The organism is Blastococcus sp. CT_GayMR20 (assembly GCF_004570345.1).
This window is the reverse complement of record NZ_SPQM01000142.1, coordinates 1-11,735: the sequence shown is the minus strand read 5'-3', so window position 1 is coordinate 11,735 and position 11,735 is coordinate 1. Positions and strand designations below refer to the sequence as shown.

Genomic DNA, 11,735 nt, shown 5'->3' with positions numbered 1-11,735 from the left:
GCGTTCGGCACCGACGACGGCAGCACCCCGACCGCCCCCCGCACCGGCCGGCAGCGCTACGCCGACACCCTCGCCACCATCCGGGACAGCCGCCCCGCTCCACCCGGCGCCCTCACCCCGTTCTGAGCTGGCAGTCCACCGCTCCGGCGAAAGTCTCACGACCCGGTCGTTCGGATGCGGCGGTCGGAGTGTCAGCGTGAGCGCTTGGCGGCCTTTCGTTCGGCCTTGAGCCGGCCTTCCCGGCGCGGGCCTCGATGGCATGACGGGTGTTGCGGCCGTTCTAGCGGCCGAGTTCGGATCCGGCGTGGTTGCCCACGCCGCCCTGGGACTGCTCGCCGAGGAAGCTCGGGTCCGGGGCGTGCCAGGGATCTTGGCGGAGGTCGGGACGAGGCATCGCGGTCCTCCTGGTGTGGATGACTTCATCGGGATCGCCGAAGGCCGACAGCGTCAGACCCGGTCGAGCGGCTCGTGCGGACGCGGCGGTAGCTCCAGCGAAATGGCGTCACCGACTCGCACGTCCCCACCAGCGAGCACCACAGCCATGACGCCGGCTTTGCGGATCAGCTTCCCGTCCGCATCCCTGTCCAGAACGGCCCCCATGAGGCCGCGCTGGAAGCGGTCGAGCTGTACACAGGGATTGCGGAGCCCCGTGATCTCGACCACCGCATCGTCGCCGAGCCTCAGCCGGGCGCCTGTGGGCAGGCCTAGCAGGTCCACTCCGCGGGTCATCACGTTCTCGCCCATGTCCCCGGGCTGCACGACGAAGCCGCGAGCACGGAGCTCGTCGTGGAGCTCCGCGTGAATGAGATGGACCTGCCGGAGGTTCGGGGCAGTCGGGTCGCGAGCCACCCGCGAGAGGTGCTGAACGGTGCGCCCGGCGTGGGCATCGCCTTCGACCCCCAGGCCGGCGAGCAGACGGATCACGTGGTGATTCGCCTTGCTGAACGTGTGGTTCGCTGCTCGGCTCACAGCAGCGACTGACCCCTGCTGGGCATCTCCTCGGACCACCAGCACCAGACGAACCTATCCGTCGCCTGGAAGTGCACCTCGGCGTGGCCCGCAGTCACTGCCCACCGACTGATCCTGCTGCCGTTCTGAGGGTCCTAGCGAGGGCGGCGCACCCGCACCGGTCCGGGCGCCGTCGCCACCTCGACCACCTGCCCGGCCTGGGTGACCTCCACGCTGCCGGCGGCGGCCAGGCGGCCGGCGGCGGCGCGCGCCTCGGGCATCAGCTCCCGCCAGCCCTCCGGATCGACGGCGCGGGCGGCCTCGGACGGGCAGATGGACGCCTCCGGCCGACGCCGGTCGAGCAGGTCCTCGATGCTGCGCTCGAGCCGGGCGCCGACGTCGTCCATGGTGCCAGCCTGCGCATGTGCGCGTGCGTCCGCGACCGGGGGCCGGCCGAGGTACCACCCGCAGGGCATGCCCCGAGCGGTTCCCCGGAGCGGCCTGGGGTAGGGCGCCGGTATGGCGAGAGGACGGCGCGCGGTCAGCACCGGCGGGTGGATCCTGCGCGGTGCGGCGGCGGGTGCGGCCGGCACCACCGCCCTCAATGCCGTCACCTACCTCGACATGGCGGTCCGGGGACGCGGCACCTCCTCCACGCCCGAGGACACCGTGGAGAAACTCGCGGCAACCGTCCACGTGCCGATCCCCGGCGAGGGCGAGACGAGGCAGAACCGGGTCGAGGGGCTCGGTCCGCTGATGGGGCTCGCCGCCGGTATCGGCGTCGGGGTGCTGGGCGGGCTGGCGCGGGCGTCGGGCCACCGGTCGGCGACGCCTGTGGGGATCGCGCTCACCACGCTCGGGGCCCTGGTCGTGGCGAACGGGCCCATGACCGTCCTCGGCATCACCGACCCACGCACCTGGTCGACCACCGACTGGGCCAGCGACCTCGTGCCGCACCTGGCGTACGGCGTCGTCGTCTCGACGACGATGGACGCCTTCGACCACTGAACGGCCCCCGTCCCGAGGCTCGCCCCGAGCCTGCGAGGGGTGGACGGGTCGTTCAACCGCTCCAGCCGCGCTCGTCGACGCCACCCGGCACCGGCGCCTCCGGGTCGTAGGGCGTGCGCGTGAAGATGAACGTGTCCAGGTCGAGGTGGTCGTCGGCGATGCGCAACGTCTCCCCGGCGTAGTAGCCGTCCAGCCCGAGCCAGGTCCCGTCCTCTCGTGGGGTGAACCGGCTCGCCCGGCCGTTGCGTCCCGGCAGCGGGCCCAGGTGCAGCAGGCCCCCGCCGACGGCACGCAGCACGTGGGGGGTCGGCCCCCAGAACCAGATCCCCAGCTGGCTCAGCGGCACGGGGGACGGCGAGGGCGCCCAGGCTTCGACCACGCGCGGCTCGGCCGCCCGCAGGTCCGACAGCAGTCCGAAGACCACCGCGTCGAGTCCGGATGTCGTGTTGGCGAGGGACACCGCGCCGGTCCGCTCCTCGCGGTCGACGAAGACCCCGGCGAGGAAGCCCGGCATGGATCCGCCGTGGCCCACCAGCGTCCGGTCCTCCACCCGCAGCACCTGCACCCCGAGCCCGTAGGCCGACCAGCCCGGCGCGGATGAGTCCACGCCCGCCGGCACGGTCATCTCCTCCAGCGTCGCGGGATCGAGGACGTCGCCGGTGTCACCGATGAGGAAGGCGCCGAACCGGGCGAGGTCCTCGAGCGTCGCCCACAGCTGACCGGCCGCCGCCATGACGCCGGCGTGGTGCTCCGGCTCGGGCAGGACGACGTCCGCCCACGGGTGCACCGCGGTTCCCGCCGCCGCGGGCTGCTCGGGCCGGGGAGTCGTGCGGGTCATCCCGAGGGGCCGCAGCACCTCCGCGGTGACGGCGTCCTCCCACGTCGTCCCCCGCAGCCGGCCCACGAGCTCGCCGAGCAGGCCGAAGCCGAGGTTCGAGTAGTGGAACCGGCGCGCCGCACCCAGGACGACGTCCTCCGGACCCATCCCGAGCTCGGCGAGCGCACCCCCCTCGGTGCGCTCCCACCACGCACCGGGGCTCTCGGCGGACGCACCGGCGAGGTGCGACAGCAACTGCCCGATGGTGCGGTCGCCGAACGGCGTGCCCGGCAGGTGCCGCTCCAGCGGGTCGTCGAGGTGCACCAGACCCTCGTCGCGCAACCGCATCACCAGGACCGCGGTCACCGTCTTGCTGATGGAGCCCAGCCGGTACTGGACGTCGGTGTGCGGCTCCGGCACGTCGCCCCGGCCGGCCGACCACGCCAGCCCGCCGTCGCGCACGACCCCGGCGACCAGGCTCGGCGCTCGGCCTTCCCGCTGGGCGCGGGCCGTGCGCGCCAGCAGGACGCGGGCAGTGGTCGGGAGGACGGGTTCCGGCATGCGGGCGACCGTATCGACCCGGCGGGTCCGCTGCTCAGGCGGCGACCGCGTCCCCGCTCGGGAGGCGGCCGCTGCGGGCGGCCCAGCGCTCGAACCACAGCGTGGCCAGCGGCGGCACGGACGCGACCAGCGCCAGGAGCGTCGTCCGCACGTCCCAGCGCAGGATCCGCGCCGTGAGCAGCGCCACGACCACGTAGGCCACGAAGATCCCGCCGTGGATCGGGCCGAAGACCTTCACCCCGAGCTCGGTGGTCTCGGGGACGTACTTGACGAACATGCCGATCAGCAGGCCGATCCACGAGCAGGCCTCGGCGACGGCGACGATACGGAAGACGGTTGCGGCGGTACGGGGAGTCACGCCCTCGATCCTCCCCGAGCGCTCAGCCGAGGTAGGCCCGCCCGCGGGGTGAGATTTCATACCCGACCGGCAGGCTGTGGGTGAGGCCGAGCTCCTTCAGCTTCCGGACGTCACGCTTGAACGACAGCGTCTCCCGTCCTAGGGACGCCGCCAGGTCGGGGGCCCGCACGCCCGGCCGCCCGGCGATCAGCCTCAGCACCTCGCGGGTCCACGGGCCTCCGGCGCGGGCGGCGTCCATGCGGTCGAGCGAGGCGTCGAGCGCCCGGCGGTCGTCGTCCGTGAGCTCGGCCTGCTCCCGCAGCGCCACCCGGGGGTCGGGCCCGGCCAGGCGCACCTGCATGCGGTAGACGTGCGCTCCGTCCCGCCGCGCGAGCAGCCGGCGGAGCTCGGCGAGCGACCGCACCCCGGAGCGGACGGCGTCGTCCTCGGTGAGCGCCTCGGGATCGACCGGGTCGACGGTCTCGATCAGGACGACGCCGGCGCCGGTGCGCTGGGTGCTGCCGGGCCGCATGCGGGGGGAGTCCCATCGACGGAAGGCGAGCGTGACGGACCCGTCCGCGATCCCTGCGGCGGTGGCCGGGCTGATCAGCACCAGCGCATGGTGACAGGGTCGGGCCCGTGCGGGGACTGGCTCGGCGGGAGTTCTGCCTCGTGCTGCTCCGCCGGATGGCCGACCTGCGACCGGATCTGGTGGCCGAGGCGCTCCCCCGGCTGGGCGCCTCGCGCGGCGAGGCGCACGCCGCGCACACCCGCTGGCAGGCGCTGCAGCACTCCCGGAGGGCGCCCCGGGGGCTCGCCCTGCGGACGGCGGTGCTCGGCCCGCCCGACGAGCTCGAGGACCGCCGGTTCGGCGACCTCGACGTCCAGGTGCGCCGGTGGCCGCTGCCCCTGTGGCCGCACCTCTACTGGGAGGTGCTCAGCGGCCCCGGCGGAAGCGTCCTGAACGAGCACCTGGTCCGCGCACCGGGGTCACCGGTCCCCCCGGCGACCGCCGGCCGCCTCCTGGTCTGGAAGCACACGCTGGACGACGTCGTCAACGTCTGGCCCCGTCCGGAGGCTCGCGCCGAGCTTGCGAGGCGTGAGAAGGACGGGGTCCTTCTAGTGCCGGGCGGCGTGCGGACGACCTTCGTCTGGGGTCTGCTGCAGCAGGTCAGCCGGCGATGCGGCGACCACCCACGAAGCCGCTCATCAGCGGGGCCACCTTGACGACGTCGCCGGACGTCGGCGCGTGCACCATCTGGCCGTTGCCGATGTAGATGCCGACGTGGCTGACCGGGCTGTAGAAGAAGACCAGGTCGCCGGGCTGCAACTGGTCACGGGAGACCGCCTGGCCCATCTGCGACTGCAGACGGCTGGAGTGCGGGAGGCTGACCCCGGCGGCCTTGAACGCGTACGCCGTGAGGCCGGAGCAGTCGAACGAGCCGGGTCCGGAACCGGCCCACACGTAGGGCTTGCCGCGCTGGGCCATCGCGGTGTCGATGGCGATCTGGGCCGCCTCGCTGCCGGCGATGACCGGCCCGCTGGGGGCGGGCGCCTCGCGCTCGGTCGAACGGCTGGCGCGGTCGTCGCCGTGCGCGGCCGCGGCGGCGCTCTTCTCCTCGTCGCTGAGCTGGTCGTAAGCCGCCTGGTAGGAGGCGATGTCGGCCTCGAGCGCGGCCTTCTTCGCGGTGACCGCGTCGTACTGGGCCTGCGCCTCCGTAGCGGCCTGCTGCGCGGTGGCGTGCGCCTGAGCGGCGGCGACGTTGGCCACGGCGGCCCGCTCGAGGATGTCGCCCTGGTGGCCGGCCACGAGCTGGAGGGTCGCGACACGGTCGACGAAGTCGTCGGCGGATTCGCTCGTGAGGAGCGCCTGGAAGGAGCCGAGACCCGTGCCGGTGTAGGCGCTGCGTGCGAGCCCGCGGACCTGCTGCTGGGCGGCGGCCAGTTCGGCGGTGTGCTGCTGGACCTGCGCCGCGGCCTGCTCCGCGGCGGCCACCTGCGCGTTCAGCGCCTCGCGCGCCTCGTTGAACTCCTCGGTGATCACCTCGAGGTCGTGGCCACGGGCGGCGACGAGTGCGGCGGCCTCCGCGGAGGTCGCGGGTGTCGCCTGCGCCGGCACCGAGGTCAGCAGCACTCCGAGGACGGCGACGAGGGCGAGGACTGCCCGACGGGCTGCGGACCGGGAGAAGATTGTGCTGAAGGGGGTCGCCATGGCGCGGCGGCGCTCTCTTTCTTCCACGGCCGCCTACCGAGTTGGCTGACGGGTTCGGGCGGGAGATCGCCCGGCGCCCGGAGCCTGTTCGGCTCCCGGCACTGCACCCCTGAACTGCCCTGGGTCCTCGGCCCGGCCGCACACGGGGAGGTGCAACGGCCGGTTCGACGGCGCCCGCGGGGTCGTCACCCAGGCAGTGACTGAAAGCCCCGACGGACATACGGACCGTAACGGCCGTGACCGGTCCGTGACAATGACAGAGATGTTTTTTGTTTGGTGTTCCACTTCACTGGGCACGTCCAGCCGTCCGTCGTCGTCCCGTCCGTCACGCGGGCCCCAACCGTCCGTCGCGGATGCGGGCGGATCCGTTTCGACGGGGCCGGCACGGCGCAGTACCCCCGCCATGGATCTGAAGCGACCCCTCCTCGTCCTCGCGCTCGCCGGTTCCCTCGTCGCCTGCGGCGACAACACCAACCTCGACCGCGGGGAGACCAACTGCGATTCCTCCGGCCAGGAGGCATCGAACCCGCAGGACGCCAGCTGCGAGGAGACCGGTACGCCCGGCGACGGCGGGGACGGGACCGAGGGCGAGAACTGACCACGGTCACCGTCGGCGATACCGTCCGCCGGTGACGCGCAGCAGATATGACGTGGTGGTCGTCGGCGGGGGCCACAACGGGCTGGTGGCCGCCGCCTACCTCGCCCGGGCCGGGCGCTCGGTCCTCGTCCTGGAGCGACTGGGCCAGATGGGCGGCGCCGCGGTCAGCCAGCAGGTGTTCGACGGGGTCGACGTCCGCCTGTCCGCCTACTCCTACCTCGTCAGCCTGCTGCCCGACCGGATCGTCGACGACCTCGGCCTCCGGGTCCGGCTGGCCGACCGGACCGTGGCCTCCTATACCGCGACCAGCCGTGGGGGCGCCTCTGCCGGGCTGCTCGTGGAGCGCGACGAGGGCCCGGCCACCGCGACGTCCTTCCGGCAGCTGACCGGCTCCGACGAGGAGTTCGCCTGCTGGCAGCGCTTCTACGCCCGCCTGTCCACCCTGGCCGAGGACCTCGCGCCGACGCTCACCGAGCCACTCCTCTCCTCCGACGACCTCGCCGTCAGGCTGCGCGACCCGGAGCTGTGGCACGACCTCCGCGAGCGCCCGCTGGCCGACCTGGTGGCCGACCACCTCTCCGACGACGTCGTCCGGGGCGTGGCGCTGACCGACGGGCTGATCGGCACCTTCGCCGACGTCCACGCCGCCGACGGCCTGGCCGGGCGGTGCTTCCTGTACCACCTCGTCGGCAACGGGACCGGCCGCTGGCGGGTGCCGGTCGGCGGCATGGGGGCGGTCACCGGGGCCATGGCCGCCGCCGCCCGCGGCGCCGGCGCCGAGCTGGTGACCCGGGCGACGGTCACCGCGCTGGAGACCCGGGCGGACGGCGTCACCGTCCACTGGACCGACGACGACGGCGGGACGGCGGCCACCGACGCCCGGCACGTGGTCTGCGGCGCCGCCCCGAGCGTGCTGGCAGAGCTGACCGGCGCCGACGGCGGGCGCCGGCCGTCGGGCTCGCAGCTGAAGGTGAACATGGTCCTGGCGCGGCTGCCGCGGCTGCGGTCCGGTACCGATCCGGCGACGGCCTTCGCGGGCACGTTCCACGTCGACGAGTCCGCCGCCCAGATCGACGCGGCATACGGCCAGGCGGTCGCGGGCCGGTTGCCCGACGCCATCCCCTTCGAGGTGTACTGCCACTCCTTGACCGACCCGTCCATCCTCGGCCCGGTCGAGCGGGCGACCGGGCACCACACCCTGACGCTCTTCGGCCTGCACACGCCGGCCGAGCTCTACCGCGACGACCCCGTGGGCACGCGGCGGGAGGCGGTGCGCCGCGTGGTGGCCCAGCTCGATGCCCACCTGGAGGAGCCGCTGCTGGACTGCCTGGCCCGCGATGCCCACGGCGAGCCCTGCCTGCAGGCCGCATCGCCGCTGGACGTCGAGGCCTCCCTCGCCATGCCCGGCGGCCACATCTTCCACGGCGACCTCGCCTGGCCGGTGGCGGCGACACGGGAGGACGTCGGCACCTGGGGCGTCGCGACGGAGCACCCGCGGATCCTGTCGGCGTCCTCCGGTGGCACCGTGCGCGGCGGGGCGGTCAGCGGTCTCGGCGGATACGCGGCAGCCCGGCACCTGCTGGACCCGCGCTGAGCTGGGCCCGGGAGCTGCTGGCGGGGATCCGCCGCCGCCTGGAGGGGCGCGACCTGGCGCTCATCGCCGCCGGGCTGACGTTCTACGCCGGGATCGCCGTCGTGCCCCTGCTGGTCCTGGCGTTCGCTCTCACCGCCCGGCTGACCTCGCCGGAGCGGGTCGAGGAACTCGGCGACAGCCTGGCCGGCCTGCTCCCGGAGGAGCTGGGCGCGCCCGACGCGGTGAGCCGCCTCGTCGAGGCCGGGATCGGCCTCTCGCCGCTGGGCGGGCTGCTGGCGCTGCTGCCGATGTCGCTCTACGGCGAGGGGCTGCGCCGCTCGCTGCTGCGCTTCAGCAGCCGCCGGGAGGGCCTGACCGGCTGGCGCGGCCGGCTCGCCGCCCTGCCCCTGCTGCTGGTCACCCCGGTGCTGCTCTACCCCCTGCTGCTCACGGTCCCGGTCATGGTCGACCTGGCGGAGACCGGTGGCCTCGCCGCCAACCTGGGCCGCGTCGCCGTCGGCTTCTACGGCGTGCTCGCAGCGCTCACGGTGCCCCTGGCGTGGGGTTTCCGGGTCGTCGGCGCGGGACGTGTGCGCTGGCCGGCCCTCGTCGCCGGCGCGCTGTTCACCGCCGCCTGCCTGTCGGGTTTCCTGCAGGGATTCGTGCTGTTCCTCGCTCTGCCGCTGGACCTGGGCGCGCCCTTCGGCGGGCTGGTGGTCGTCGGCGGCGTGGTCGCCGTCGGCCTGTGGATGTTCATGCTGCACCTGGTCGTTCTCTGCGGGTGGCTGGCCACCCAGTCGCTCGACGAGCTGCTGGAGCGCCGGTCAGCCGCCCGGGTCGGGATCGACCGGGGGCTCCTCCGGGGCGGGCGGCTCGGACGGCGGTGAGGGCGACGGCGACGGCGGCGGCGACGGCGGGGACGACGGCGCCGGCGTGGACGCGGGGTCGACGTAGTTCCGTCCGTTGCTGATCAGGATGCTGATGACCTGTCCGGGGACCGCCCGGGCACCGCGCCCCGGGCTGGTGCCGACGAGCTCGCCGGCGCGCTTGTCGCTGTTGACCCGCACGGTGACGCTCTCGAAGCCGGCGTCGGCCAGGGTGTCCCAGCAGTCGTCCATCGAACTGCAGCCCGGCACCGGCCGCGTGTTGCCCCGCACGACCGTGGGATCGGACGGCGGGAAGTCGGAGCTGCCGCGCGCGGCCAGGATCGGCGCCATCGCGTCGTGCCAGATCCGGGCGCCCTTGCCACCGCCGAAGCCGCCGACGTCCTCCTCGTCCTTGGGGTTGAAGACCATGACGCTCGCCGTGATCTCCGGCGTGTAGCCGACGAAGGCCACGGAGAAGTTGTTCTGCGTCGTCCCGGTCTTGCCGGCGATCTGGTGCCCCGGCACGTACGCGGCCGGCGCCGTCTGCCCCGCGTAGCCCGGCTCGACGTCCTTGCGCAGCATCTGGGTCAACGTGTCAGCCACTCCCGGGGGGATGGCCTCCGGTGTGCACCGGTCGCCGACCAGGGGCTCGCCGTCCTCGTCCTCCAGTTCCTCGCCGAACCGGTCCAGGATCGAGGTCACCGGGACGACGTCGCACTGCGTGCCGCTGGCCGCCAGGGTGGAGTAGGCGCTGGCCAGCCCCAGCGGGCTCGTGGCGTCGGGGCCGAACGTGAACGAGCCGCGGTTCTCGTCGATCGTCTTCTCGGCCAGACCGGGCTCGGCGAACTCGAACAGCCCCATGGCCTCGGCCATGCGCACCGGCTCCTCGACGCTGCCGAGCGCGTCCTCCAGGGCGAGGAAGTACGTGTTGGACGACTGGTACAGCGCCGTCGTCAGGTCCAGCGTCGACCGGTAGCGGCCCGCGTTGCGGACGTCGTACTTCCCGTCCTCGTCCGCCTCCTTGTAGACGCGGGAGACGTAGGGGCTGGGCGCGTTCAGCGTGTACTGCGCCGAGAAGCCGCGGGCGAGTGCGGCGGCGGCCACGAAGACCTTGTAGGTGGAGCCGGCGCCGCGGCTGGGCTTCTCGTTGAGGTTGAACGACTCCTGCGTCGGGTCGTTGACGTCGTAGCCGAAGATCCGGTTGACGCTCATCGCCAGCAGGTGGCCGGTGCCCGGCTCGACCGCGGTGAAGGTGCCCGCCCGGGTGTCGTCCAGGGCCAGGGTGTTCAGGACGGCGGAGTCGCCGGCCCGCTGCATCTCCGGGTCCAGCGTCGTCCGGATGACGTAGCCGTCGTTCTCCAGGTCGTCCTGGCTGATGCCCAGCGTCTGGGTGAGGTACTTCTGGACGAAGTCGCAGACGTAGGCACCCACGCTGGCCTCGACGCAGCCGCGGCGCGGAGCGGGGGCCGGGGCCAGCCCCAGCGGGGCGGCCGCCGCCTCGATCTCCTGCGCGGGGGTGATGTACCCCTGCTCGGCCATGCGGTCGAGCACCTGGTTGCGGCGGATCGTCGCGCCCTCGGGGTTGACGAAGGGGTTGTCGTCGGTCGGGCTCTGCACGAGACCGGCCAGCAGGGCGGCCTGCGTCAGGGTGAGCTGGGTGGCGTCCACGCCGAAGAAGGACCGTGCGGCGGGCTGGATGCCGTAGGCGTTCTGCCCGTAGTAGACGATGTTGAGGTAGCGGGTGAGCAGCTCGTCCTTGCTGTAGGTGTCCTCGAGCGCCAGCGCCAGCCGCGCCTCACGGATCTTCCGGCCGAGGGTCTGCTCGGTCGCCGCGACCCGCTCCGCGTCGGTGTCGGCCGACTGCAGCAGGGTCTGCTTGACCAGCTGCTGGGTGAGGGTCGAGCCGCCCTCCTGGACGCCGCCGGCGGCCACGTTCTTCACCAGCGCGCGCAGCGTGCCCTGGACGTCGAGGCCGCCGTGCTCGTAGAAGCGGGCGTCCTCGATGGCGACCATCGCCTCCTTCATCACCTCGGCGATGCCCTCGGCGGGAACCGGGTCGCGGTTCTCCTCGTAGAAGTGCGTGATCACCTCGCCGTCGGCGGCCAGCAGCACGCTGTTGCCGGCGGGCGGCTCGTCGGTCAGCTCGAGCGGCGGGTCGCCGAGGAAGCTGGTCGACTGCTGGGCCACGATGGCCGGACCGCCCACCCACGGCATGAGGAGCCCGGCGAGGAGGGCGCCGGCGACGACCACGGTGAGGGCGAGCACGAACAGCGTGCGGATGGTGCTGACGCGCCGGTCCATGGGCCCTCCCTCCTCGATGGCGGGAACCACCTCAACAGAGAACGCGTCGGCTTCCAACTCCCCGCGCCGTCCGTAGCCACCCCGTGACGCAACGCAATGGACGCATGTGATAGACGGGGTCAGAGCGCCAGCGGGGCGGGCAGGTCCCCGCCATGGAGCACCACGAGCGTGCTCACGGCCCGCGTGAGGACGACGTAGAGCCGGTGCAGACCACGCGGCTCGGCGGCCACGATGGCCGCCGGGTCGACGACCACGACCGCGTCGAACTCCAGTCCCTTCGCCAGGGATGCCGGGACGACGGCCAGCGCGGGCACGGTGTCGCTGTCGTCGGTCAGGACCTCGGCGGGCACCCCGGCGTCGGCGAGCGACGCCGCCACGTCGGCCACCGCGGCGTCGGCGCAGACGACCCCGATCGAGCCCGGCACCGCCCGCAGTTCCCGGAGGACGTCGGCCAGCGGCCAGGAAGCGGCCGTGCGCACGGTCAGCGCCCCGGGCTCCGATCGGACCGCCGTGG

13 protein-coding genes and 1 riboswitch are annotated in these 11,735 nt (G+C 73.6%); of the genes, 5 read left to right on the top strand and 8 right to left on the bottom strand.

Going from position 1 to position 11,735, the window contains the following annotated elements:
- Positions 1 to 447: 447 nt before the first annotated feature.
- Both E4P40_RS22630 and E4P40_RS22625 read right to left on the bottom strand, forming a co-directional pair.
- Complete coding sequence (locus tag E4P40_RS22630) at positions 448 to 924, bottom strand: MOSC domain-containing protein (protein WP_209305471.1); 477 nt, start codon at positions 922 to 924, stop codon at positions 448 to 450.
- 179 nt (positions 925 to 1,103) lie between these two features.
- Positions 1,104 to 1,355: a DUF3253 domain-containing protein gene (locus E4P40_RS22625; protein WP_135160650.1), complete on the bottom strand. Its 252-nt coding sequence runs from the start codon at positions 1,353 to 1,355 to the stop codon at positions 1,104 to 1,106.
- 112 nt (positions 1,356 to 1,467) lie between these two features.
- On the opposite strand from E4P40_RS22625, the gene E4P40_RS22620 reads away from it, so the two are divergent.
- Positions 1,468 to 1,956 (top strand): hypothetical protein, encoded by a 489-nt coding sequence (locus E4P40_RS22620; protein ID WP_135160649.1) that lies wholly within the window; start codon positions 1,468 to 1,470, stop codon positions 1,954 to 1,956.
- Between the two features lie 52 nt (positions 1,957 to 2,008).
- On the opposite strand, the gene E4P40_RS22615 is transcribed toward E4P40_RS22620, so the two are convergent.
- Genes E4P40_RS22615 through E4P40_RS22605 form a run of 3 tightly spaced genes read right to left on the bottom strand, consistent with a single transcriptional unit; the run spans position 2,009 to position 4,284 of the window.
- The gene (locus E4P40_RS22615) at positions 2,009 to 3,334 is read right to left on the bottom strand and encodes a serine hydrolase domain-containing protein (protein ID WP_135160648.1); all 1,326 of its coding nucleotides are present in this window, start codon (positions 3,332 to 3,334) and stop codon (positions 2,009 to 2,011) included.
- A gap of 34 nt (positions 3,335 to 3,368) precedes the next feature.
- Positions 3,369 to 3,692, bottom strand: a complete 324-nt coding sequence (locus E4P40_RS22610; protein WP_245160519.1) for a DUF3817 domain-containing protein — start codon at positions 3,690 to 3,692, stop codon at positions 3,369 to 3,371.
- Between the two features lie 22 nt (positions 3,693 to 3,714).
- On the bottom strand, positions 3,715 to 4,284 hold the full coding sequence (locus E4P40_RS22605) for an ASCH domain-containing protein (protein ID WP_209305470.1): 570 nt from the start codon (positions 4,282 to 4,284) through the stop codon (positions 3,715 to 3,717).
- Positions 4,285 to 4,310: 26 nt separating this feature from the next.
- Here E4P40_RS22605 and E4P40_RS22600 point away from each other — a divergent pair, with 26 nt between their 5' ends.
- Positions 4,311 to 4,898 carry a hypothetical protein gene (locus E4P40_RS22600; protein WP_135160646.1) on the top strand — a complete coding sequence of 196 codons (588 nt, stop codon included), beginning with the start codon at positions 4,311 to 4,313 and terminating at the stop codon, positions 4,896 to 4,898.
- Here the strand turns inward: E4P40_RS22600 and E4P40_RS22595 are convergent.
- Positions 4,843 to 5,883, bottom strand: coding sequence for a C40 family peptidase (locus tag E4P40_RS22595; protein WP_135160645.1), 1,041 nt, complete (start codon positions 5,881 to 5,883; stop codon positions 4,843 to 4,845). The two genes, E4P40_RS22600 and E4P40_RS22595, sit on opposite strands and share 56 nt — an antisense overlap.
- A gap of 15 nt (positions 5,884 to 5,898) precedes the next feature.
- A riboswitch (cyclic di-AMP (ydaO/yuaA leader) is annotated at positions 5,899 to 6,046 on the bottom strand.
- 240 nt (positions 6,047 to 6,286) lie between these two features.
- Between E4P40_RS22595 and E4P40_RS22590 the strand changes: the two genes are divergently transcribed.
- Genes E4P40_RS22590 through E4P40_RS22580 form a run of 3 tightly spaced genes read left to right on the top strand, consistent with a single transcriptional unit; the run spans position 6,287 to position 8,941 of the window.
- A complete protein-coding gene (locus E4P40_RS22590; RefSeq protein WP_135160644.1) occupies positions 6,287 to 6,481 on the top strand; it encodes a hypothetical protein in 195 nt (64 codons plus the stop codon).
- Positions 6,482 to 6,512: 31 nt separating this feature from the next.
- On the top strand, positions 6,513 to 8,075 hold the full coding sequence (locus E4P40_RS22585; RefSeq protein WP_135160643.1) for an NAD(P)/FAD-dependent oxidoreductase: 1,563 nt from the start codon (positions 6,513 to 6,515) through the stop codon (positions 8,073 to 8,075).
- Positions 8,039 to 8,941, top strand: a complete 903-nt coding sequence (locus E4P40_RS22580; protein WP_135160652.1) for a YhjD/YihY/BrkB family envelope integrity protein — start codon at positions 8,039 to 8,041, stop codon at positions 8,939 to 8,941. Before E4P40_RS22585 ends, E4P40_RS22580 begins: the two co-directional genes overlap by 37 nt.
- Here E4P40_RS22580 and E4P40_RS22575 read toward each other — a convergent pair.
- Together E4P40_RS22575 and E4P40_RS22570 are read right to left on the bottom strand one after the other, a co-directional pair.
- A complete protein-coding gene (locus E4P40_RS22575) occupies positions 8,879 to 11,221 on the bottom strand; it encodes a transglycosylase domain-containing protein (protein ID WP_135160642.1) in 2,343 nt (780 codons plus the stop codon). The genes E4P40_RS22580 and E4P40_RS22575 overlap by 63 nt on opposite strands.
- A 119-nt stretch (positions 11,222 to 11,340) precedes the next feature.
- Positions 11,341 to 11,735 (bottom strand): ATP-binding domain-containing protein (locus E4P40_RS22570; RefSeq protein WP_167762346.1); only part of this gene is annotated, 395 nt, incomplete at its 5' end.

Excerpts from the sequence above, each read along its gene's own strand:
- E4P40_RS22625 (WP_135160650.1), bottom strand. The coding sequence starts at position 1,355 with ATGGACGACGTCGGCGCCCGGCTCGAGCGCAGCATCGAGGACCTGCTC.
- E4P40_RS22620 (WP_135160649.1), top strand. The coding sequence starts at position 1,468 with ATGGCGAGAGGACGGCGCGCGGTCAGCACCGGCGGGTGGATCCTGCGC.
- E4P40_RS22615 (WP_135160648.1), bottom strand. The coding sequence starts at position 3,334 with ATGCCGGAACCCGTCCTCCCGACCACTGCCCGCGTCCTGCTGGCGCGC.
- E4P40_RS22595 (WP_135160645.1), bottom strand. The coding sequence starts at position 5,883 with ATGGCGACCCCCTTCAGCACAATCTTCTCCCGGTCCGCAGCCCGTCGG.
- E4P40_RS22590 (WP_135160644.1), top strand. The coding sequence starts at position 6,287 with ATGGATCTGAAGCGACCCCTCCTCGTCCTCGCGCTCGCCGGTTCCCTC.
- E4P40_RS22575 (WP_135160642.1), bottom strand. The coding sequence starts at position 11,221 with ATGGACCGGCGCGTCAGCACCATCCGCACGCTGTTCGTGCTCGCCCTC.